This is a genomic window from Streptomyces sp. Y2F8-2 (assembly GCF_014905555.1).
GTDB classification, from domain to species: domain Bacteria; phylum Actinomycetota; class Actinomycetes; order Streptomycetales; family Streptomycetaceae; genus Streptomyces; species Streptomyces cynarae.
The window spans coordinates 323,581-345,537 of record NZ_BNGS01000003.1 but is presented as its reverse complement, the minus strand read 5'-3'; the positions used below and the strand labels follow the sequence as shown (position 1 = coordinate 345,537).

The window sequence follows — 21,957 nt, the reverse complement described above, 5'->3', positions numbered from 1 at the left end:
CTCCGGCGCTGCCGGACTCCCGTGGGGGTGTACGGTCCGCTTGCCCCGCGACGGGAGGCTCATGCGTGTCGTGGCGTGATTCTTTTGCGCGAGAGACGCACGGCACCCGTCCGCGCGCCCCTCGCTGTCGCCGCCGTGCTACTTCGTGCACCCCTTCTGCCCCGACGCCAGCGTCACGCAGGCCTTCGCCGCGGCCCCGCCCTTCACCGCCACCATCGGGGTGTACGCGTCGGTGTCCCCTGCCGCGGTGACCGAGCCGGTCTGCTTCGTCGCCCCGGCCGCGGACACCTCGACCGTGTCGCCCGGCGCCGCCCGGGTGATACGGGCCCACGCGGCGCCGCAGGTCCTGCTGTAGCGGACCTCGACGAGGGTGGTGCCGACGGTGACGCTGGTGCTGGTCGTGGCCTGTGTGCCGCCGCAGCCCATGGTCTCCGGGTCCTTGCCGGTGCAGCCGGCGCCGGCGCACTTGACGCCCGGCGGCAGGTCGGCGTCCGGGCTCGGCGAGGCCGCGGACGGCTTGGGGGCGGCGGCCTTCTCGTCGTCGCCGCCAGTGAGGTAGAGGGCCGCCGCGATCACCAGGAGCGCTCCGACGAGGCCCGCCACGAACATGGCCGGCCGGCGCTTGCGGCGCGCGGTTCCGGACCCGCCGCCGTCCGGCCGGGCGTCGGAGGGCGCCGGTCCGTGCGGCCCGGGCACGTCCGGTGCGGGGGCGGGTGCGGGGGCCGGTGCACCGGACTTGGGCGCCGTGGCCGGGCTGCGGCCGCCCCCCGACGGCCCTTTGAACCCGGCGAGCCCCCAGGAGTTGCCGCCCGTCGGACCGGCGTCCGTCGAGCCCGCGCCCGCCGAACCGCCGCGCACCGCGCCGGAGTCGCCCGCCGCGTCCGGGGTCTGCTCGGGCGTCGGCTGCGGCGGCACCGTCGGGGACACGCCCGCAGGGCCCGCGATGCCCGGTGCCACCGTGGCGCTGCGGGCCGCCCTGCCGCCGCGGCCCTGGTTCTCGGTGGCCGCCCCGAACTCACCGAGCACGGCGCGCGCCTGGGAGATCCGGATGGCCTCCATGGTTCTGTCGTGGCGCATCTCCGCCCGGCTCCAGGCCCGTTCGGCCAGCTCCCACATGGTGGTCAGATGGACGGGATGGGTGCCGGTCACCTCGGCCAGGGCGACGATCGCGCCCTTCGGCGCGAGCAGCCGGCCGTTGAGGTACCGCTCCCAGGACGTCTTGCTGTAGCCGGTGCGGTCGGCCACGGCGGAGACGCTGAGGCCGCTGCGGTCCACGAGCCGCCGCAGCTGTGCCGCGAACTCCTTGACCTGCGGATCGAGTTCATCGGGCAAGGTCTTCCAGCGAGGCATTGCTTCCCCCCTCTTCCCCCGGTACATCCTGTTTTCCCCTGTGCGTGGTGCCCGCTCCCGGTCCCCGTTGTGGCTACCCACGCCGGACTGGCCCGGCGGGGCTTCCGTGCCCGGAGCAGGGGCGCACGGAGGCAGTCGGACGGGAGCGAGCGCCGTCGCACGCCCCCGTGGGTCTGCGGACCGGCGTCCACTGCCTGTTCGTAGGGCCGAACAGAACGCCCGGTTCGCCGCGCGGGACGCCCCGGACCGTCCCGATTGGACACGTTAGCGGCCATGTGCGAACGGTTCGCGGTCCATGCGCGAACTTGTCAACACATCGACACAACAGGGACACGGCGGCGACCTCAGAGGACACAGGGGACTCAGGACTCAGGGGACCCCGGTCACCTCACCCGAATGTCAGGACCCGAAGGTCATGGCGCCGACGACGGCGACGACGAGCAACGCCAGCAGCCCGAGAACCGCGGCGAGCAGGAGACGGCGGCCGGCGGGCCGCGGCTCGGGCTCCTCCTCCAGCCGGTCCCACCACGGAAGCGTCGGCTCCTCCTCGTACTCCCCCGGGAGGGGAGCGGGCGCCGGAGCTCCTGCGGGGGCGGGCGCGGTGGCCGGACTTCCGGCGGGGGCGGGAACAGTGGACGAGCCTCCCGCCGAGGCGGGCGCGGTGGCCGGACGTCCTACCGAGGCGGGCACGGTGACCGAGCCTCCCACTGGGGCGGAAGCAGTAGCCGGGCCTCCCGCCGGCGCGGGCGCCGGGGCCGGCTGCCGGGGCCAGGCGCGCACCGCCAGTTCCCAGCGCACACCGAAACGTTCCGTCTCCTCCGCCTCGAGACCGGCGACCCGGCACAGCGCCGTGACCGCCTGGCGGGGCGGCGGCTGGGTGGCGTTGAGGTAGCGCTGCCAGGAGGACTTGCTGTACGCGGTGCGGGCGCCGAGTGCGACGAGGCTGAGCCCGGTGCGGTCCTTCAGGAGCCGCAACTGTTCCACGAAGTGCCGTACCTCCGGCGGCAGATCGTCCGGCAGCGGCTGCCAGGCGCCCATCCCTCACCCCTCCGCGTCACCCGGTCGAAAAGCGTGTTTCCGTTCGATTGACGACGTCAGGGGGAAGGCCGGTTCCGCTGCGGGGCGCGGACACCGTAGCGGAACGGTCACTTCCGTGCCACAGCGAACCGTCAGGTGTTGAACAGTTCCTGCATGTACATGAAGGTGTTTCCGGCGCCCGGTTCCGGACGGGGGTCGGGACCGGGCGCCGCCCGAGGCGGGACACGGACTGCTCGTGAGAGACCGTTGGCCAGGGACCGCTTGTCACGGCCCGTTCGATACCGGCCGTTCCTGTACGGCTTGTTCCTCCACGGCCCGTTCAGGCACGGCCCGTTCAGGCACGGACCGTTCAGGCACGGACCGTGAAGTGCAGCGTGTCGTCCAGGAACGGTATCTCCAGCCACGGGTGGGGCTGCGCCATCATCGCGAGCAGCACGATGGCCAGGCCCAGGACGCCGTAGGTGATCATGTCCGTGAAGCGGGACCGCACCGCGAGCATGCCCACGTCGGGCAGTGCCCAGCGCATCACGGCGCCGCCCAGCAGCGCGACGCCGATCAGGATCGTGCCGAAGCGGAACGCGTCCAGCGCGGTCAGCAGCAGCCCGAGGCCGACGACGGCCAGCACGGCGAGGATCGGCCACTGCCGGGCGGGCGCGGGAGCGTCACGGGGCGCGGCCCTGCCGCCGCCCTCGGGCCGCGCGGTGTCCCGCGTGACCCGCGGAAAACGACGGGTGACGCGCCGTGGCACACCGTCCGCGTCGGGGGCGCTGACCGCGTCCGTCACCACCGGCTCGGTGTCGGCTTCCCGCTCCTCCGCGGACCCCTTCTCGGGGTCGCCCGCGGGCCTGGCCTCAGCCGACACTGCGCTCCGCCGCCTCGACCACGTTGACGAGGAGCTGGGCGCGGGTCATCGGGCCGACACCGCCCGGGTTCGGGGAGATCCAGCCGGCCACCTCGGCCACGTCCGGGTGGACATCGCCGACGATCTTCCCCTCGGCGTTGCGCGAGACACCGACGTCGAGGACGGCGGCGCCCGGCTTCACGTCCTCGGCCCGGACCAGGTGTGCGGATCCCGCCGCGGCGACGATGATGTCGGCGCGCTTGAGGTGGGCGGAGAGGTCGCGGGTGCCGGTGTGGCACTGGGTGACCGTGGCGTTCTCGCTGCGCCGCGTCAGCAGCAGCGGCATCGGGCGCCCGATGGTCACGCCCCGGCCGACGACCACGACCTCGGCGCCCTTGATCTCGACGCCGTAGCGGCGCAGCAGGGTGAGGATGCCGTTGGGGGTGCAGGGCAGCGGGGCCGGCTCGTTCAGCACGAGTCGGCCGAGGTTCATCGGGTGCAGGCCGTCCGCGTCCTTGGCCGGGTCCATCAGCTCCAGGATCCGGTTCTCGTCGATGCCCCTGGGCAGCGGCAGCTGCACGATGTAGCCGGTGCAGGCGGGGTCCTCGTTCAGCTCGCGGACGACCGCCTCGATCTCCTCCTGGGTCGCCGTCGCGGGCAGCTCGCGCTGGATCGACGCGATGCCGACCTCGGCGCAGTCGCGGTGCTTGCCCGCGACGTACTTGCGGCTGCCGGGGTCGTCCCCGACGAGGATCGTGCCGAGGCCGGGCGTGACGCCCTTCTCCTTCAGCGCCGCCACGCGGGCGGTCAGATCGGACTTGATCGCGGCTGCGGTGGCCTTGCCATCGAGAATCTGGGCGGTCATGGTCCCATCCTCGCGGATGACCCGGCCCCGGTTCCAATCCGGGTGGGAACCGGTTCGGACGGTCGTCTGCGGGCGCGCCCGGACCGGGAGGATCGCGCACATTGCGACTGCACAACACATGTTTCCGCCGACTGGACAAATTGTCACCGCTGCTAGAACGATGAACGGCGCAGTTCTGCGGTTCGTGTTCGGGGGGCAACCGCTTGGTTCGTGACGTTCCTCCGCGCAATCCGCACCGTCCCCGCTTGCGTCAACGGAGGAAACCGGCCATGAGTTTCGGCTCGCCCAACAATCCCTACGGACAGCCGCAGAACCCCCAGGAGGGGTACGGCTACCCCCAGCAGGGCCAGCAGTACCCCCAGCAGGGCCAGCAGCCCGGCTACGGCTACCCGCAGGCGCCGGGCGTGCCGCCGCAGGGGGGCTACGGCTACCCGCAGCAGCCGGGCTACGCGGGCGGCGGCGCCCCCGCTCCCCGGGTCGCGTCGATGGGCCGCCGGTTCGGCGCCCGCCTGATCGACGGCGTCGTCTTCGGCGTCATCTACACCATCCTCGCCGTCGCGGGTGCGGCTGGTGCCGTGGGGGCGGCCAAGGACTGCGACCCGAACGCCGCCGACTACAGCACCTGCATCAACAACGCGAGCTCGGGCTTCGTGGCCAAGTTCACCGCCGTGATCGGCATCCTCGCGATCATCGGCCTGCTCTACGAGTGGCTGATGGTCGGCCTGGTGGGCCGCACCCTGGGCAAGATGGCCGTCGGCCTGCACGTGGTGAACGCCGAGACGGGCGGCAAGCCGGGCCTGGGCAAGTCCTTCATCCGCTGGATCATCCCGATGGTCGGCTCCATCGCCTGCGGCATCGGCCAGCTCCTGGTCTACCTGTCCCCGTTCTGGGACAAGTCCGGCCGCCAGCAGGGCTGGCACGACAAGGCCGCGGGCACGATGGTCGTCCAGAACTGACCGCAGGCACCACACCAAGGGCCGTGCCTCGCCCCGGACAGGGGGAGGCACGGCCCTTGCGCGTCGTGTGCAGCCCGCGTCAGCGGGTGAAGTGCCGCGGCGGGGCCCGGCGTTCGCCCGATGGCTCCCGCCGGCCCCGCACCGCCGGTGTCAGTGGAAGAAGTGGCGCGTGCCCGTGAAGTACATCGTCACGCCCGCCTTCTGTGCGGCCTCCACGACCTGCTCGTCGCGGATCGAACCGCCGGGCTGCACGATCGCCTTGACGCCCGCGGCGATCAGGATCTCCGGGCCGTCGGGGAAGGGGAAGAAGGCGTCCGAGGCGGCGTACGAGCCGCGCGCCCGCTCCTCGCCCGCCCGCTCGACGGCGAGCTTGCAGGAGTCCACCCGGTTGACCTGGCCCATGCCCACGCCGACGGAGGCACCGTCCTTGGCGAGCAGGATGGCGTTGGACTTGACGGCGCGGCAGGCCTTCCAGGCGAAGGCGAGTTCCTTCAGCTCCTCGGCGCTCAGTGCCTCACCCGACGCCAGGGTCCAGTTGGCCGGGTCGTCGCCGTCGGCCTGGAGGCGGTCGGTGACCTGGAGCAGCGCACCGCCGTCGATCTGCTTGATCTCGGCGGGGTTCTCGGGAGCGTTCGGGGCCTTCAGCACCCGGATGTTCTTCTTCTTGGCGAGCGCCTCGAGCGCACCCTCCTCGTAATCGGGCGCGACGATGACCTCGGTGAAGATGTCGGCGACCTGCTCGGCCATCTCCCGGCTCACCGGGCGGTTCACGGCGATGACGCCGCCGTAGGCGGAGACCGGGTCGCAGGCGTGCGCCTTGCGGTGCGCCTCGGCGACGTCCGCGCCGATCGCGATGCCGCACGGGTTGGCGTGCTTGATGATGGCGACGCACGGCTCGGCGTGGTCGTACGCGGCACGGCGCGCGGCGTCCGTGTCCGTGTAGTTGTTGTACGACATCTCCTTGCCGTGCAGCTGCTCCGCCTCCGCCAGGCCGCCGGTGCCGTCGACATAGAGGGCGGCGGGCTGGTGCGGGTTCTCGCCGTAGCGCAGGGTGTTGCGGCGCTCGTAGGTGGCGCCGACGAAGTCGGGGAAGACCGAGTCGTCGACGGGTGCGTACGAGGACGCGAACCAGGAGGCGACGGCGACGTCGTAGGCGGCGGTGTGCTGGAAGGCCTCGGCGGCGAGCCGCTTGCGGGCGGTGAGGTCGAAGCCGCCGTCGCGGACGGCGGCGAGGACGTCGGCGTACCGGTCGGGGCTGGTCACCACGGCCACCGACGGGTGGTTCTTGGCGGCGGCGCGGACCATGGAGGGGCCGCCGATGTCGATCTGCTCGACGCACTCGTCGGGGGAGGCGCCCGAGGCGACGGTCTCGCGGAACGGGTAGAGGTTGACGACGACGAGGTCGAACGGCTCGACGCCCAGCTCGGCGAGCTGCTGCCGGTGGGTTTCGAGGCGCAGGTCGGCGAGGATGCCCGCGTGGACCTTGGGGTGCAGGGTCTTGACCCGGCCGTCCAGGCACTCGGGGAAGCCGGTCAGCTCCTCGACCTTGGTGACGGGGACGCCGGCGGCGGCGATACGGCCGGCGGTGGAACCGGTCGAGACGAGCTCCACGCCCGCCTCGTGCAGGCCACGGGCGAGCTCTTCGAGCCCGGTCTTGTCGTAGACGCTGACGAGCGCGCGCCGGATGGGCCGCTTGGTGCTCTCGGCGGTCACTGGATAACTACCTTTCGTCCCTCAATGCGATAGCCGTTGCGGGCGATCCGCCCCACGACCTCGACGAGCAGTCTTCGCTCGACTTCCTTGATGCGCTCGTGCAGAGCGCTCTCGTCGTCCTCGTCCCGGACCTCCACCACGCCCTGCGCGATGATCGGCCCGGTGTCGACGCCGTCGTCGACGAAGTGGACGGTGCAACCGGTGACCTTGGCGCCGTACGCGAGCGCGTCACGCACACCGTGGGCTCCGGGAAAGCTGGGCAGGAGTGCGGGGTGGGTGTTGACGAACCGCCCACCGAACCGGGCGAGGAACTCCTTGCCCACGATCTTCATGAACCCGGCGGAGACGACGAGGTCGGGTTCATAGGAGGCGACGGCCTCGGTGAGGGCCGCGTCCCACGCGTCCCGGCTCTCGAAGTCCTTCACCCGGCACACGAAGGTGGGCAGCCCGGCGCGCTCGGCGCGGGCGAGGCCCTCGATCCCGTCGCGGTCGGCGCCGACGGCCACGACCTGAGCCCCGTAGGCGGCGGGGCCGGCCTCGGCGATGGCGTCGAGAAGCGCCTGCAGGTTGGTGCCGGAACCGGAGACCAGGACGACCAGGCGCTTGGCCGCGGACTCGGTGACGGTCTCGGCCACGGACTCGGGCACGGCGGGGCCCTTTCTCGGCGAAGTGTGCGTGCGGTCGCTCGGGAGAGCGTTTGTACGGTCGTACGAATGCTTCGCGCCCCGGGATACGGGGAAGTCTACGAAGCGGCCGACCGTCAGCAACGATACCGGCACACCGGCAGGCCCCCGGGCGACGGGGGCGTGGCCGGAAGGTAGCGTCTGGGGAGGAGCCACCCGAAGAAGCAGCCCGGAAAGCGGTCGGAGGCGGGGAACGCCGCACCTGCGCGGGACGTTGACCGGGTGAGGGGGACGCCCGCGGCACCGCCTGTGCGGGGCGCGCCCACCGCACGGCGAGCTCCGTGGACGAACCGCCCGCCCGTACCACCAAGGGGAAGACGCACACCTGATGCCGGACCGCAGTCTCCGACTCCCTCCGCTGCTGCTGCGCGAGCGGCACCCTTCGCCTGTGCCGCCGCAGGAGAGCGACGGGGCACCGTCCGCGGGCGGCGGATCCGTCGGGGACGGCCGGAGGCCCGAGGAGGCACCGGCGGACGACAATCCGTTCGCGCCACCGCCGGAAGGGGCACCGGACCGGCCCTGGCAGCCGCGCCGCCCCGGCCAGGGGCAGGACGGCTCCGGGGACGGCGGGCATTCGCCCTGGGGCAGCCAGTGGAGCGACCGGCAGCCGGGCCCCGCGGCGGGCGGCCGCTTCGGCGAACGCCCGGGCGGCCCCGGCGGACAGGGCGGCCCTGAGGGTCCGGGCTCCCCCGGCCCCGGTGCGGGACCGCGCTGGGACCCCACGGACCCGGTCCAGCGCCGTGCGCGGTACGCGCTGCTGGGCGGTATGTGGGCGTTCTTCTTCGCGCTGTTCAGCTGGCAGTACGTGGCGCTGCTGCTGGGCGCGCTGTCGCTGTACTGGGGCGTGAGCGCCCTGCGCGCGAAGCCCGGCACCCCCGCCCCGGACAGCCCTGCGCCTCCGGCCCGCCCCCAGACCACGGCGGCGATCAGCGGCCTGGTCACGGCGTCGCTGGCGCTGGCGCTGGTGGCCACCACGTTCGCGGCCCAGCTGGTCTACCGGGACTACTACACGTGCGTCAACGACGCCTTGACGGCGGCGTCCAAGCAGTCCTGCAACGACCTTCTGCCGAAGGACCTGCGGGGGGTTCTGGGGACGAACGGCTGACCTTCCCCCCGGCCGTATCGCATCCGCGCCCGTGGACGGAATCTTCTCCGGTGCCGTGGATCCTGGTAGGCGCAATCCCCTCGGGTTTGGTGGGCGCAATCACCTCCGGTCCGGTGGGCGCAATCCCCTCCGGTCCGGTGGGCTGAAGCCCCCTGTCCCGTGACCGGAAGCCCCTCCCGTCACGTGGACGGACCGCGCCGTCACGACTCTTCCGGTGGGGTGGGCGTCGGGTCAGGCCGGTGAGGCCCGCCCGGACGGTCAGGCCCGTCAGGCCCGTCCGGCAGAAACGGATCCACGTCCGCCGCCAGCACCTCGTACGGAAACAGGTCCTGGTCCTCCCAGGCCCCGTCCGCCCGCGCCCCCACCGGTTCGGACGCCGCCGTCGCCGGCACGGGCGTCACGGCGGAGGCGACCGGAACCTCGACCCGCCGCTCCTCCGCCTCCCGGGCCTCCATCCCCGGGACCTCGACCCGCCGCGCCTCCAGCTGTCGCAGAGACCACCACCGCACGACCACCGCGACCGGCACCCCCACCCCCGCGACCCATCCCGCAGCGGCGCCCCCGACCCGCCACCCCACCGGCCCGAACCGCGCCAACGCCGCGACCCCGAGCGGCCCCCCGGACACCTCCGCGAGCCCTCCGAGGAGCAGGCCGCACATCACCGCCGCGCCCAGGACACCCGTCACCGTCCGCCCGGCGGACCACACCGCACCCCGCCCCCGCTCGGCGCGAGCGCACCGCGCCATGAACCACCCCACCACCAGCCCCGCCGCGACCGGCACCACGCCCACCGCCCAGCCCAGCAGCCCGCCCCCGCCCCCGCTCCCGGGCACAGCCGCCAGCAGCGGAAACGGCGGCATCAGCGACGGCGCCGTCCCCGGCGACCACGGCCCCATGCCATGCCCCGCGCCCAGCAGAAACCCGGGCCCCAGCGCGTACGCCACCGCCCACACCGCCGCGTTCGGCACCAGGGCGACCGCCAGCAGCAGCACCGCTCCCCGTCCTGCCCAACCCTGCGTGACCTGGAGGAACGACTCCCGCACCACCTCGCCGTGCCGCACCAGCGACAGCCCCACGAGCAGCGCACCCCCGCCGACCAGCACGGCCGTCCCGGCCAGGGCACCCCGTCCGGCGTTCGAGAGCAACTCCTGTTCGTCACGGTTGAGAACACGCAACGCCCCGCTCGGCCGCTCGTACGCCCTCCACACCCCGACCCCCGCCGACACCACGGTCACCAGTGGCAGGCAGACGAGGGTCCACGTCCACGACGGCCGCAGCGTCCCCGCCGAGGCGTACAGAGCCGCCGCCAGCCCCACCCCGACGTAGCCCGCCGCCACACCGCACCAGGCCGGCCCGAGGGCAACGGGTTCCGCTCCTCCCGTGACCTCCGGGCCCTCCATGCCCTTCATGGTCTCCAGGCCCTCGGTGGCCTCCCCCTCCGTCGCCTCCCGCGCCGCCCGGTACAGCAGCCACACCGGCACCACGGCCGCCAGCAGCGGCGTGATGCCGACGGGCGCCGGCACCCCGGACAGCGTCTCGGTGCGGAAGAGCACCACACCGTGCGCCAGCAGCCATGACGCGGCCGCCACCCTCAGCGCCCCATCGGGCCCGTCGTCCGGGTACGGCGCACTGATCCACAGCCCGATCGCGAGCAGGGCGAACGCACCGAGCCCCGCGACCGCGGCAAGGGCTCCACCGAGCAGGCTCGCACCGAGCCCGGGCCACCGGTCGCGCGACCGGGCGAGCAGGGACGGCAACGGAATGCGGCGGTCGGTCCATTGAGTCACGCCGCCATGCTCCCAACGACACGCGCTTTCCCGGCGTAACCCATGAAACACGGATGTGTCGCTAAAAATACTTTTATGTACTTTTCGGCACGGTGGGCCGGCCGCCCGATGAGGCAGACCCTGACGCCTCAGCAGGCCTTCGACGCGCTGTACGAGTACTGCGCCCCCGCCCTCGTACGGCAGGCGTACCTGCTCACCGGCCGGCGCGACCTGGCCCGGGAGGCCGTCGAGCGTGCCTTCCAGCTGGCGTGGCAGCGCTGGCCCGAGGTGGCCGTGGACCGCGATCCCGGGAGCTGGGTACGCGCAGCGGTGCACGACCGGGCTCTCTCCCCCTGGCATCGTTTCCGCCTCCACCACCGGCTCCCCGAGCCGCCGCCTCCGGGCCCCTCGAACCGCGCCCTGCTGCACGCGCTCCTGAAACTGCCGCCGACCCAACGACGCACCCTGCTGCTCTACGACGGCCTCGGCCTCGACCTGCCGGACGTCGCAGCCGAGACGGAGGCGAGCACCCCGGCCGCCGCCGGCCGTCTGCTGCGCGCCCGCGCCACGCTGGCCAGGCTCGTACCGGACCAGGCGGAACCGGAGGTCCTGCCCCGCCGGCTCGCCGAACTGGCCTCCTCTGAGGGCCTCCGCGCCCCCGAGGCGCCCTCGGTCCGCTCCCGCTGCGAACGCCGCACCCGCCGCTGCGCCCGCGCTGCGATCGCCCTGACGACGGCGGTCATCGGCGCGACGACCCTGACCCTGCGCACCGCCGCGGACCACTACGAGGCCCCGGTGGGCCGGGGCACTCCCGTCCGGGACATTCCCCCGCCCCTGGCTCAGGGGCCCCTGTCCCAGCCGCAGACGGCGCTGCGCGGCAAGCTGATGTCGGCCCCGCACCATGGCCCGGCCCGACTGACACCGCAGCCCCGCTGAGCCGGTCAGTCGCTCAGCCGGTTCAGCCGGTCAGCCGGTCAGCCGCTCAGCCGGTGCGGAGGCTCCCGGAAAGCCCGGTGGGCCCGCACCCCAAGGGGTACGGGCCCACCACGCGTTCAGCCGGGCGGAGTTCAGCCGGCCAGGATCTCGCGCGCGAGCTTCGCGGTCTCCGTCGGCGTCTTGCCGACCTTGACGCCCGCGGCCTCCAGCGCCTCCTTCTTCGCCTGGGCGGTGCCCGACGAACCGGAGACGATGGCGCCCGCGTGACCCATGGTCTTGCCCTCGGGCGCGGTGAAGCCCGCGACGTAGCCGACGACCGGCTTGGTCACGTTCTCCTTGATGAAGGCAGCGGCCCGCTCCTCGGCGTCGCCGCCGATCTCACCGATCATGACGATCAGGTCGGTGTCGGGGTCGTCCTGGAACGCCTTCAGCGCGTCGATGTGGGTGGTGCCGATGATCGGGTCACCGCCGATGCCGACGCAGGTCGAGAAGCCGATGTCCCGCAGCTCGTACATCATCTGGTACGTCAGCGTGCCGGACTTCGAGACCAGGCCGATGCGGCCCGGCTTGGTGATGTCGGCCGGGATGATGCCGGCGTTCGACTGACCCGGGGTGATCAGACCGGGGCAGTTCGGGCCGATGATGCGGGTCTTGTTGCCCTTCTTGCCGGCGTACGCCCAGAAGGACGCCGTGTCGTGCACCGCGACGCCCTCGGTGATGACGACGGCGAGCGGGATCTCGGCGTCGATGGCCTCGACGACCGCGTCCTTGGTGAACTTCTCCGGGACGAAGATGACCGTGACGTCGGCGCCCGTCTTCTCGATGGCCTCCTTGACGGAGCCGAAGACGGGTACCTCGTTGCCGTCGAAGTCGACGGTCTGGCCCGCCTTGCGCGGGTTCACGCCACCGACGATGTTCGTGCCGGACGCCAGCATGCGGCGGGTGTGCTTCTGGCCTTCGGAGCCGGTCATGCCCTGGACGATGACCTTGGATTCCTTGGTGAGGAAGATAGCCATGGTGTTCTGTGACCTCGTCCCTTACTTCGCGGCAGCAGCCAGCTCGGCGGCCTTGTCGGCCGCGCCGTCCATGGTGTCCACACGCTGGACCAGCGGGTGGTTGCGGTCGTCCAGGATCTGGCGACCCAGTTCGGCGTTGTTGCCGTCGAGACGCACGACCAGCGGCTTGTTGACCTCTTCGCCCTTGGACTCGAGGAGCTCCAGGGCCTGCACGATGCCGTTGGCGACCGCGTCACAGGCGGTGATGCCGCCGAAGACGTTCACGAACACGGACTTGACGTCCGGGTCGCCGAGGATGATCTCCAGGCCGTTCGCCATGACCTCGGCGGAGGCGCCACCGCCGATGTCGAGGAAGTTGGCGGGCTTGACACCCTTGTGCTTCTCACCGGCGTAGGCGACGACGTCGAGGGTGGACATGACCAGACCCGCGCCGTTGCCGATGATGCCGACCTCGCCGTCGAGCTTGACGTAGTTGAGGTTCTTCTCCTTGGCCGCGGCCTCGAGCGGGTTGGCCGCCGCCTTGTCGTGGAGCTCCTCGAACTCGGGGTGACGGAACTCGGCGTTGTCGTCCAGGGACACCTTGCCGTCGAGGGCGATGACGTCACCGGAGGCGACCTTGGCCAGCGGGTTCACCTCGACCAGGAGGGCGTCCTCCTTGATGAAGACCTCCCAGAGGCTGACCAGGACGTCGGCGACCTTGTCGGCGACCTCGGCCGGGAACTTGGCCGCGGCGACGATCTCCTGCGCCTTCGCCTTGTCCACGCCGTCGATGGCGTCGATGTCGATCTTGGCGACGGCCTCGGGGCGGGTGGCCGCGACCTCCTCGATCTCCATGCCGCCCTCGACGGAGGCGATGGAGAGGAAGGTGCGGTTGGCGCGGTCGAGGAGGAAGGAGACGTAGTACTCCTCGACGATCTCCGGGGCGGTCTCGGCGATCATCACCTTGTGGACCGTGTGGCCCTTGATGTCCATGCCGAGGATGTCCGTCGCGCGGGCGACCGCCTCGTCCGGGGTGGCGGCCAGCTTGACACCGCCGGCCTTGCCGCGGCCACCGACCTTCACCTGCGCCTTGACGACCGACTTGCCGCCCAGCCGCTCGGTGATCTCGCGCGCCGCCTCAGGCGTGTCGATGACTTCACCGGCCAGCACCGGTACACCGTGCTTGGCGAAGAGGTCCCTCGCCTGGTACTCGAACAGGTCCACGCGCTTCCGTCCCTATCAGTGATCTCGCGGTTCGTTGGATGCGTGGGCGTGCCGCGAAGGGCAACGTGACGTCCGCTCTGTGTCACAAGGGAGGCGCACACGGTGTCCGAGCGCGCGGCATGTCCGTCTCGCAGGTTATCGCCGCTCGCGGGGCCTCCATAAATCGGGGGTCACACCTGAGCGGTGATACCTGTCACATGATGCCGCGCTCTCTGGCACGGCGTGCCATCGGTGAAGGGCCTCACCGTGATGGGGTCGCCCCGGTGAGGCCCCTTGAACAACCGCGTAGGGCTCAGGACGGCTGATTCCCACCCCAATGGGGGCCGGCGCGCCCTTTCCGCGAGGTTCCGGGCGGACGAATCGACGGCTTTCGGCCGTCCCCCCAGGTCTCACGGGGAGGTGCTGCCCGGAGGTGCCGCCCGGAGGTGCCGCCCTGATCGGGGAACTCAGGAATGTCCCGGTGCCGACCGGCACAGTGAGGGGTCCGGCTTCGGGATTCCTCGCTCGTCGCCGTCAGGCCGTTTCCGGTATCGGCAGGGGCCGCTTCTCGATCGCCGCCGCCATCACCTCCGGGAAGAGGTCGGGCGTGCACGCGAACGCCGGTGCTCCGAGCGCCGCGAGCGCTGCCGCGTGCTCCCGGTCGTACGCGGGTGCCCCCTCGTCGGAGAGCGCGAGCAGCGCCACGAACTGCACCCCCGACGCCTTCATCGCCGCCACCCGCTTGAGCATCTCGTCGCGGATGCCTCCCTCGTACAGGTCGCTGATGAGGACCACGACCGTCTCCGTGGGCCGCGTGATCTGCGACTGGCAGTACGCCAGCGCCCTGTTGATGTCCGTGCCGCCACCGAGCTGGGTGCCGAAGAGCACGTCGACCGGGTCGTCGAGCTGGTCGGTGAGGTCCACGACGGCCGTGTCGAAGACGACGAGCCGGGTGGCGATGGACCGCATGGACGCCAGCACCGCCCCGAACACGGACGCGTACACCACCGAGGCCGCCATCGACCCGGACTGGTCGATGCAGAGGACGACCTCCTTCTTCACCGACTGGGACGCCCGCCCGTACCCGATCAGCCGCTCCGGCACCACCGTGCGGTACTCCGGCAGATAGTGCTTGAGGTTGGCGGCGATCGTGCGGTTCCAGTCGATGTCCCGGTGGCGGGGGCGGGTGATGCGGGCGCTGCGGTCGAGGGCGCCGGTGAGCGTGGCCCGGGTGCGGGTGGCGAGCCGCTTCTCGAGATCCTCGACGACCTTGCGCACCACCGCCCGCGCCGTCTCCTTGGTGGTCTCCGGCATCGCCTTGTTGAGCGAGAGCAGCGTGCCGACCAGGTGCACGTCGGCCTCGACCGCCTCGAGCATCTCCGGTTCGAGCAGGAGTGCGGACAGCCCGAGCCGGTCTATGGCGTCGCGCTGCATGACCTGGACGACGGACGAGGGGAAGTAGGTGCGGATGTCGCCGAGCCAGCGCGCCACGGACGGCGCGGACGCCCCGAGCCCCGCCGAACGGTCCCGCCCCTGCTGCGGTCTGTCCCCCTTCCCGTACAGCGCGGTCAGCGCCCCGTCCATCGCCGCGTCCTGCCCGCTCAGCGCGTACCCGGTGCCGTCCGCCGCGTCTCCGCCGAGGACGAGCCGCCAGCGCCGCAGCCGCTCGTCGGCAGCGGCCGTGTTGGCCCCGTCGGTCGTGTGCGTGCTCATCCGGCCACCCCCACCAGGTCGTTGACATCGCTGCCGTCGGATTCGTCCAGGCCGAGCAGCAGGCGCAGCACCGGGACCACGGCGTCCGCCCGTCCCGTGTCGAGGTCGGTGCCGAACCCGGGGACACCCGCGCCGGTGGCCGCCGCGCTTCCCCGTGCGTCCGGCCCGCGGCGCACCAGCTCGCCGAGGGTGCGCCGCACTCCGGGCTCGTACGCCGAGAACGTCCGTCGTAGCAGCGGCAGTACGTCGGTGAACGCGTCCGCCGGCACCCCGGTGAGCCAGGCGTCCACCAGCGAGAGCAGCCGCTCGTCGTGCACGAGCAGCATCCCGCCGCCGGAGCCGCCTCCGACGAACCCCTCGATCCACGCGGCGGCGTCCGCCGGCGGCGTCCCCGGCGACAGCACGAGCCCCATCAGCCGCGCGGCCTCGTCCTGCGCCAGCTCCCCTTCGTCCAGGAGCAGCCGCACGGCCCTGCCGCGGATCACCCCGGGCACGGTGTCCCGTCCGCCGAGCACCCGCAGGACGGCACGCCATCGCCCGCGTATGTCGCCGTGGTCCGCCGCGATGCCGTCCCCGAGCAGCCCCACCGCGCCGTGCACGGCGTCCACATGGCGCCGCATCTCCTCGGCCGCCTCCGCGTCCAGCGCAGCGCACGCCGGTGGCAGCCCGACGAACACGCGCTCGGCGAGACCCGCCGCGACGTCCGCGAGCGCCCGGGTGTCCGTACCGCGCACGTCCCCGTAGCGCAGGGAACGGACCAGGGCGGGCAGGGCCTGGGCGAGGTGGCCGACGTCGGCGTCGAGGGCGGCTCGGTCGGCGAGGACCCGCATCACCACGGGCAGCGCCGCCGGCAGCTCCGCCAGCAGGCACCGCTCGGCGAGCGCGGTGACGTCGGCGAGGGCCTGCGCGGCGGTCGCGTCCGCCTCGGCCCTGGCGGTCGCGGCGGCGAGCACGGTCGTCCCCCACACCCCGGCCTCGGCGACCCGTACCGCGAGCTCCGGTTCCCAGCGCAGCCGCCAGGTCTCCCGGAACGTCCCCGTACTGCCCCGCGAGGCCGCCGGCTCCCCCCAGCCGATCCCGAGGAGCCGCAGCCGGTGCAGCAGCCGGCTGCGCTCGGCATCGGTGTCCTTGCGCAGGTCCAGCTCCATCTCCCGCTCCAGCGGCTCGGGTCTGAGCCTGAGCCGCTTCTGCAGCCGGGCGAGGTCCCGCTGCAACGGCACGGCGGGGGCCGATTCCGGCACCTCCCCCATGTCGTCGCCGACCACCAGCCGGTCACGCACCAGCGCCAGCGGCACGTCCGAGCCCTCGCACATCACCGCCCGCACCGCGTCGATCGTCTCCGACAGGCCCGGAAGCGGGCGCCCGCGCAGGACGGCCAGCGTTCCGGCCAGTCGCACGGCCTCGATGACGTGCGCGGAGGACACGATCCGGTCCTCCTCGCGGAGCAGCCCGGCGACCTTGGTCAGCCACCGCTCGACGGGCCGGTCCGGAGCGCGGAACAGATGCCCGTACCAGCCCGGCGAGTCGACGCCCGCCCCGTACCCACTGGCCCGGGCGAGCCTGCGGTGGGTCCACGGCACCCAGGTCATGTCCGTCTTCACCTTGGCCAGGCCCTTCAGCAGCGCGCGGTCCGCGGTGACGGAGGTCCGCTCGCGCAGCGCGGGCACGTGCCAGGCCCCGCACACCACCGCCACGTCGGCCCCGAACTCCCGCTCGGCCGCGCGGACCTGGAGCCGCATGCAGGCCTCCCGCACGAGGTCCCGCTCGTGTCCCCCTGCGCCGTACTCCTCCCGCAGGGCGGCCATGGCGTCCCCGAGCACGGTGAACGGCGCGAGCGGGTCCCCCGTCCCCACGCCCCGGTGCTCGACGACGTCCTCCCACCATCGCTCCGGATCGTCGTACCCGGCGGCCTCGGCCAGCACGGCGAGGGGGTCGACACGGACGGCGGCGTCGGAGCCGTCGACCGCGTCGGGCGCCTCGGCCTCGGTCCCCGTGGCTTCTTCCTTGTCCCACGCCAGTGTGTGCGCCGCCGGCAGGTCGATGAACCGGGCCGGAACCCCCTGGTGCAGGGCCCAGCGGATCGCCACCCACTCCGGGGAGAACTCGGCCAGCGGCCAGAAGGCCGATCGTCCGGGCTCGTCGACGGCGTGAGCGAGCAGGGCGACGGGGGGCCGCATGTCCGGGTGGTCCGCGAGCGGGATCAGGGCGTCCGCCTCCGGTGGCCCCTCGATCAGCACCGTCCGCGGTCGCGCCGCCTCCAGCGCGGCCCGGACGGCCCGCGCGGATCCCGGCCCGTGATGCCGCACCCCGAGCAGCAGCGGTCCCCTCCGCGGGGAGTCGGAGTCTTTCACGCGGTCACCTCCCGGCACGCGCGGTAGAAGTCGGTCCAGCCGTCGCGCTCGCGGACCACCGCTTCCAGGTACTCCTGCCAGACGACGCGGTCGGCCGCCGGGTCGCGGACGACGGCGCCGAGAATGCCCGCGGCGACGTCGCTCGGACGCAGCACGCCGTCGCCGAAGTGGGCGGCCAGCGCCAGTCCGTTGGTGACGACGGAGATCGCCTCCGCGGTGGACAGGGTGCCGCTGGGCGACTTCAGCTTGGTCCGGCCGTCCGCCGTGACCCCGCCCCGCAGTTCGCGGAAGACCGTCACCACACGGCGGATCTCGTCGATGCCGTCGGGCACGGCCGGCAGGTCGAGCGAGCGGCCGATCTGGTCGACCCGGCGGGAAACGATGTCGACCTCGGCCTCCACGCTGTCCGGGAGCGGCAGCACCACCGTGTTGAAGCGGCGGCGCAGCGCGCTCGACAGGTCGTTGACCCCGCGGTCGCGGTCGTTGGCCGTGGCGATCAGGTTGAAGCCGCGGACCGCCTGCACCTCTTCGCCCAGCTCCGGTATCGGCAGCGTCTTCTCCGACAGGATCGTGATCAGCGTGTCCTGGACGTCGGCCGGGATGCGGGTCAGTTCCTCGACGCGGGCGGTCATGCCCTCGGCCATGGCCCGCATGACGGGGCTCGGCACCAGGGCGTCGCGGCTGGGGCCGTGCGCGAGCAGCCGCGCGTAGTTCCACCCGTAGCGGATCGCCTCCTCCGGGGTCCCGGCGGTGCCCTGCACGAGCAGGGTCGAGTCGCCGCTGATGGCCGCCGCCAGGTGCTCGGACACCCAGGTCTTGGCCGTGCCCGGCACGCCGAGCAGGAGCAGGGCGCGGTCGGTGGCGAGCGTGGTGACGGCGACCTCGACGATGCGGCGCGGGCCCACGTACTTCGGTGTGATCACGGTGCCGTCCGGCAGCGTGCCGCCGAGCAGGTAGGTGGCCACGGCCCACGGAGACAGCTTCCAACGGGCCGGTCGCGGCCGGTCGTCCTGGGCGGCCAGCGCGGCGAGTTCATGGGCGAAGGCGTCCTCGGCGTGCGGCCGCAGCGCTTCCGCGGGCGCGGTCCCCTTCTCCTGCCCGGGTGTGGGCACGGGTGCGGACTCGGGCCCGCCGGGGCTCGCGTCCCCGCTTCCGTTCGCGGGCGCGGACGGGCTCGGGTTCGCTTCGACGGACTTCTGGTCAACGGACGCACGCATGGCCGTATCCCCCTCCAGCTCGGCCGGTTCGGATCTGTCACCAACCGTGCACCACACCACTGACAATGCGTGGTGACCTGCGCGAACGCCGTCGCGAGGGTCGATTGTCAGTGCCGGGACCTACCGTCGACGACATGACTTGGCTGGGGGAGCGCTGGACCGCGGAGCAGGTGCTGGCACTGGCACCTGATGCGGCGTCACGCAAAGCGGGAAGCAAACTCGGCACGGCCGGGCCGTGGTCGGAGGCGGGCAGTTCCGACGAGGGGACGGTGTGGGGGCTGTGCAAGGGCAGTGGCAGCAAGCCGTATCAGACGGTCGTCGACATCGCGGACGCGGCCGGGCCTGCCTACAAGTGCAGTTGCCCGAGCCGGAAGTTCCCGTGCAAGCACGCGCTGGGCCTGCTGCTGCTCTGGGCGGGCGGGGACGGCGCGGTGCCGCGGGGACAGGAGCCCGACTGGGCGGAGCAGTGGGTCAAGGGGCGCCGTCGGCGTGCACAGGAGAAGCGGGCGGCCGGTGGTTCCCCGTCTGCCGCGTCCGCCGATCCGGAGGCGGCCCGGCGCAGGGCGGAGCGACGGGCCGAGCGGATCACGGCGGGGGCGACGGAGCTGGAGCAGCGCCTGGCGGACCTGCTGCGCGGCGGCCTGGCCACGGCCGAGCAGGCTGGGTACGGGCTGTGGGAGGAGACGGCGGCCCGCATGGTGGACGCGCAGGCTCCGGGACTCGCCGGGCGGGTGCGGGAGTTGGGGGCGCTCCCGGCGTCGGGGCCGGGCTGGCCGGTGCGGTTGCTGGAGGAGTGCGCGCTGCTGCACCTGCTGGACCAGGGCTGGCTGAGGCGTGAACGGCTGCCGCAGGCGCTGGCGGCGACGGTCCGTTCGCGCGTCGGCCTGGCGGGTTCGCCCGACAGCCCGCCCGTCCGCGACCGCTGGCTGGTGCTGGCGCAGTACGACACCTCGGACGGCCGGCTGACCACACGCCGGATCTGGCTGTACGGGGAGAAGTCCGACCGCACGGTGCTCCTGCTTTCCTATGGAGCGGCAGGGCGCGCGCCGGAGCTGTCCCTGCCGATGGGGCTGGCCTTCGAGGCCGATGTGTCGCCCTACCCGGGCGCGGGGCAGCTGCGGGCGGCGCTGGGTGAGCAGTTCACGCCCCCGGCCCCGGCGGCGACCAGACCGCCGGGCGTGACCACTGCGGACGCGGCGGCGCGGTACGGGGAAGCCCTCCGGACCGACCCGTGGCTGGACTCGTACCCCGTGACGCTGGGCCGGGTCATACCGACCCCGCTGGACGGCTCCTGGCAACTGGCGGACGCGCACGGCGGCACGGCGCTGCCGCTGACGCCGTCGGCGGGCACCCGACCGGGCCTGTGGCGGCTGGTCGCGCTGTCGGGCGGTGCTCCGGTCACGGTCTTCGGCGAGTGCGGCCACCGCGGCTTCACTCCGCTCACCGCCTGGCCGGAGGGTGCCGGAGAGGCGGTCCCGCTGTGCTGACGACATCCGAGCGACTCGGTACCGACCCGGAAGGGGCCGACATGAATGCGACTCCCGCTCTCCCGGGCACGTCCCCCGCCGTGCCCTGGGAGGAGCTTGTCACGGTGGCCCTGCTGGGCACCGACCGGCGCACCCCGCCCTGGCTGCCGTCCGGCCCGCAGGCTTCGGCCGCGCTGCTGGACCTGGCCGCCGTGGAGACCGTCCGCCGCAGGGCCGGGCTGCGCCCCGCACCGGCCGGACCGCGCCCGGAGCCCGCGGCGGCGGACCCCCGCCCACCGCTGCCGCCCGCGGCGGCCCGCAGACTGGCCCTGCTGCTGTCGGACCGCCCCGGCACGGGCGGCGGCGGCCGCCGGGGGGCCGCACCCGACCTGATGGAGTTGCTGCCGCAGTGGCTGGCGCTGGCCAACGAACGCGGCTACGCGCCACCCCCGCAGGCGCTGCCGGCGCTGCTGGACGCGGCCCGCGCCCGCACGGATCTGCGACCGGCGGCGCTGGCCTTCGCCGGCCCGCGCGCCCTGTGGCTGGCCCGGATGAACCCGGAGTGGCGTTTCGCGCTGCGCTCCGTGCCCGGCGGCGGTTCCGACCTGCCGCCGCCTCAGGAGCCGGACCGCGTCCGCCGACTGTGGCAGGAGGGCCTGTTCGCCGAGCGGGTGGCCCTGCTCACCTCGCTCCGCGCTCAGCACCCCGCTCTCGCCCGGGACCTGCTGGCCGGCACCTGGGCGACGGAGCGGGCCGAGGACCGCCTGATGTTCCTCGACTCGCTGCGCACGGGACTTCAGCCGGCGGACGAGCCCTTCCTGGAGCAGGCGCTTTCCGACCGCAGCCGCAATGTGCGGGCGACGGCGGCGGAGTTGCTGTCCGCACTGCCGGATTCGGCTCTGGCCGGGCGGATGGCGGCGCGGGCGGCGGCCTGCGTCGCCGTCGACCCCACGCAGGGGGAGCCGGTGATCGCGGTCGAGGCGCCGCACGAGTGCGATCCGGGCATGGAGCGCGACGGGGTGGTGCCGAAGCCACCGGCGGGACGAGGTGAACGGTCGTGGTGGCTCGGCCAGTTGGTGGAGGCCGCGCCGCTCGGCACATGGCCGGCGCGGCTCGGGGGGCGTACGCCGGAGGAGATCGTCGCTCTGCCGGTGGCCGACGACTGGCGGAGCGAACTGCACGCGGCCTGGTGCCGGGCGGCGGTACGGCAGCGGGACGCCGCATGGTCCCGGGCCCTGCTCGGCCCGCCGTCCGCACCGGAGGCCGCGGGCCCGGGGGCGGTGTCCCTGGCCGAGCGGGCGAAGCTGCTGTCGACGCTGGCTCCCGGGGACCGGGCCGACTGGGTCGCCGGGTTCATCGCCACGCACGGCCTGTCGGAGGCGTTCCAGCTCCTCGGGGTGTGCGCTGTGCCCTGGGCCGCTCCCCTGGGCCGGGCCGTCGTCGACGCCCTCAACATCGCGCGGGACGCCGGAAGTTACCCGTGGAGCTTCAGCGGGGTGATGGGGCTGGCGGAGCGGTGCCTGGACCCGGCGGAGGCGAGCCGCCTGGACGCGCTGACGGCGATACCGGACGAGCCGGAGGACGCGTCGCCCGGTGCGGGCGGCTACTGGGCGGAGGCGTTCCAGCGTCTGACGACGACGCTGCGGCTGCGGGCGGCGATGGCGGAGGAACTGCGGGGTGCGTGAGCCGTGGGCCCACCCCAGCCCCTCGGTCCCTCCGCGTCAGACGCCGATCAGCCCGCCGCGGCCGGCGGGCTGTG

Annotated in this window: 17 protein-coding genes; 5 read left to right on the top strand and 12 right to left on the bottom strand. The window is 73.3% G+C overall.

From position 1 onward, the window contains the following. Positions 1-138: 138 nt before the first annotated feature. The 4 genes from SY2F82_RS11580 to SY2F82_RS11565 all read right to left on the bottom strand — a co-directional run bounded on the left by SY2F82_RS11580 (position 139) and on the right by SY2F82_RS11565 (position 4,094). On the bottom strand, positions 139-1,350 hold the full coding sequence (locus tag SY2F82_RS11580) for an XRE family transcriptional regulator (RefSeq protein WP_200418910.1): 1,212 nt from the start codon (positions 1,348-1,350) through the stop codon (positions 139-141). A gap of 399 nt (positions 1,351-1,749) precedes the next feature. Next, positions 1,750-2,388 carry a helix-turn-helix transcriptional regulator gene (locus SY2F82_RS11575; RefSeq protein ID WP_200418909.1) on the bottom strand — a complete coding sequence of 213 codons (639 nt, stop codon included), beginning with the start codon at positions 2,386-2,388 and terminating at the stop codon, positions 1,750-1,752. Positions 2,389-2,737: 349 nt separating this feature from the next. Then, positions 2,738-3,175: a DUF3017 domain-containing protein gene (locus tag SY2F82_RS11570; protein ID WP_308437765.1), complete on the bottom strand. Its 438-nt coding sequence runs from the start codon at positions 3,173-3,175 to the stop codon at positions 2,738-2,740. Between the two features lie 64 nt (positions 3,176-3,239). Then, a complete protein-coding gene (locus SY2F82_RS11565) occupies positions 3,240-4,094 on the bottom strand; it encodes a bifunctional methylenetetrahydrofolate dehydrogenase/methenyltetrahydrofolate cyclohydrolase (RefSeq protein ID WP_200418907.1) in 855 nt (284 codons plus the stop codon). A gap of 269 nt (positions 4,095-4,363) precedes the next feature. Here SY2F82_RS11565 and SY2F82_RS11560 point away from each other — a divergent pair, with 269 nt between their 5' ends. After that, positions 4,364-5,050, top strand: coding sequence for an RDD family protein (locus tag SY2F82_RS11560; RefSeq protein ID WP_200418906.1), 687 nt, complete (start codon positions 4,364-4,366; stop codon positions 5,048-5,050). A 150-nt stretch (positions 5,051-5,200) separates the two neighbouring features. Here the strand turns inward: SY2F82_RS11560 and purH are convergent, their stop codons facing one another. Continuing rightward, positions 5,201-6,763: a bifunctional phosphoribosylaminoimidazolecarboxamide formyltransferase/IMP cyclohydrolase gene (purH, locus tag SY2F82_RS11555; protein WP_200418905.1), complete on the bottom strand. Its 1,563-nt coding sequence runs from the start codon at positions 6,761-6,763 to the stop codon at positions 5,201-5,203. Beyond that, a complete protein-coding gene (gene purN / locus SY2F82_RS11550) occupies positions 6,760-7,542 on the bottom strand; it encodes a phosphoribosylglycinamide formyltransferase (protein ID WP_374707145.1) in 783 nt (260 codons plus the stop codon). Before purN ends, purH begins: the two co-directional genes overlap by 4 nt. A gap of 232 nt (positions 7,543-7,774) precedes the next feature. On the opposite strand from purN, the gene SY2F82_RS11545 reads away from it, so the two are divergent. Further along, positions 7,775-8,551 (top strand): hypothetical protein, encoded by a 777-nt coding sequence (locus tag SY2F82_RS11545; RefSeq protein WP_200418904.1) that lies wholly within the window; start codon positions 7,775-7,777, stop codon positions 8,549-8,551. A gap of 200 nt (positions 8,552-8,751) precedes the next feature. Here SY2F82_RS11545 and SY2F82_RS11540 read toward each other — a convergent pair whose 3' ends face one another. Further along, entirely contained in the window at positions 8,752-10,338 is a 1,587-nt protein-coding gene (locus SY2F82_RS11540) for a DUF6350 family protein (RefSeq protein WP_200418903.1), read from the bottom strand. 108 nt (positions 10,339-10,446) lie between these two features. Here SY2F82_RS11540 and SY2F82_RS11535 point away from each other — a divergent pair, with 108 nt between their 5' ends. Further along, the gene (locus SY2F82_RS11535) at positions 10,447-11,253 is read left to right on the top strand and encodes a sigma factor-like helix-turn-helix DNA-binding protein (RefSeq protein WP_200418902.1); all 807 of its coding nucleotides are present in this window, start codon (positions 10,447-10,449) and stop codon (positions 11,251-11,253) included. Positions 11,254-11,384: 131 nt separating this feature from the next. Here SY2F82_RS11535 and sucD read toward each other — a convergent pair whose 3' ends face one another. The 5 genes from sucD to SY2F82_RS11510 form a co-directional block, all read right to left on the bottom strand. Continuing rightward, positions 11,385-12,269, bottom strand: coding sequence for a succinate--CoA ligase subunit alpha (gene sucD / locus SY2F82_RS11530; RefSeq protein ID WP_200418901.1), 885 nt, complete (start codon positions 12,267-12,269; stop codon positions 11,385-11,387). 21 nt (positions 12,270-12,290) lie between these two features. Next, positions 12,291-13,472, bottom strand: a complete 1,182-nt coding sequence (gene sucC, locus SY2F82_RS11525) for an ADP-forming succinate--CoA ligase subunit beta (RefSeq protein ID WP_200418900.1) — start codon at positions 13,470-13,472, stop codon at positions 12,291-12,293. 513 nt (positions 13,473-13,985) lie between these two features. After that, a complete protein-coding gene (locus tag SY2F82_RS11520; protein WP_200418899.1) occupies positions 13,986-15,164 on the bottom strand; it encodes a VWA domain-containing protein in 1,179 nt (392 codons plus the stop codon). After that, positions 15,161-17,515 carry a DUF5682 family protein gene (locus SY2F82_RS11515; RefSeq protein WP_200418898.1) on the bottom strand — a complete coding sequence of 785 codons (2,355 nt, stop codon included), beginning with the start codon at positions 17,513-17,515 and terminating at the stop codon, positions 15,161-15,163. The genes SY2F82_RS11520 and SY2F82_RS11515 overlap by 4 nt, the downstream gene beginning before the upstream one ends. After that, a complete protein-coding gene (locus tag SY2F82_RS11510) occupies positions 17,512-18,732 on the bottom strand; it encodes an AAA family ATPase (protein ID WP_200418897.1) in 1,221 nt (406 codons plus the stop codon). The genes SY2F82_RS11515 and SY2F82_RS11510 overlap by 4 nt, the downstream gene beginning before the upstream one ends. Before the next feature lie 134 nt (positions 18,733-18,866). On the opposite strand from SY2F82_RS11510, the gene SY2F82_RS11505 reads away from it, so the two are divergent. Then, entirely contained in the window at positions 18,867-20,219 is a 1,353-nt protein-coding gene (locus tag SY2F82_RS11505; RefSeq protein WP_200418896.1) for an SWIM zinc finger family protein, read from the top strand. Between the two features lie 41 nt (positions 20,220-20,260). Next, positions 20,261-21,883 (top strand): DUF5691 domain-containing protein, encoded by a 1,623-nt coding sequence (locus SY2F82_RS11500; protein ID WP_200418895.1) that lies wholly within the window; start codon positions 20,261-20,263, stop codon positions 21,881-21,883. Positions 21,884-21,957: the final 74 nt, after the last annotated feature.

Excerpts from the sequence above, each read along its gene's own strand:
- SY2F82_RS11580 (WP_200418910.1), bottom strand. The coding sequence starts at position 1,350 with ATGCCTCGCTGGAAGACCTTGCCCGATGAACTCGATCCGCAGGTCAAG.
- SY2F82_RS11505 (WP_200418896.1), top strand. The coding sequence starts at position 18,867 with ATGACTTGGCTGGGGGAGCGCTGGACCGCGGAGCAGGTGCTGGCACTG.
- SY2F82_RS11500 (WP_200418895.1), top strand. The coding sequence starts at position 20,261 with ATGAATGCGACTCCCGCTCTCCCGGGCACGTCCCCCGCCGTGCCCTGG.
- SY2F82_RS11520 (WP_200418899.1), bottom strand. The coding sequence starts at position 15,164 with ATGAGCACGCACACGACCGACGGGGCCAACACGGCCGCTGCCGACGAG.
- SY2F82_RS11575 (WP_200418909.1), bottom strand. The coding sequence starts at position 2,388 with ATGGGCGCCTGGCAGCCGCTGCCGGACGATCTGCCGCCGGAGGTACGG.
- SY2F82_RS11565 (WP_200418907.1), bottom strand. The coding sequence starts at position 4,094 with ATGACCGCCCAGATTCTCGATGGCAAGGCCACCGCAGCCGCGATCAAG.
- SY2F82_RS11510 (WP_200418897.1), bottom strand. The coding sequence starts at position 18,732 with ATGCGTGCGTCCGTTGACCAGAAGTCCGTCGAAGCGAACCCGAGCCCG.
- SY2F82_RS11535 (WP_200418902.1), top strand. The coding sequence starts at position 10,447 with ATGAGGCAGACCCTGACGCCTCAGCAGGCCTTCGACGCGCTGTACGAG.
- SY2F82_RS11560 (WP_200418906.1), top strand. The coding sequence starts at position 4,364 with ATGAGTTTCGGCTCGCCCAACAATCCCTACGGACAGCCGCAGAACCCC.
- SY2F82_RS11545 (WP_200418904.1), top strand. The coding sequence starts at position 7,775 with ATGCCGGACCGCAGTCTCCGACTCCCTCCGCTGCTGCTGCGCGAGCGG.
- sucD (WP_200418901.1), bottom strand. The coding sequence starts at position 12,269 with ATGGCTATCTTCCTCACCAAGGAATCCAAGGTCATCGTCCAGGGCATG.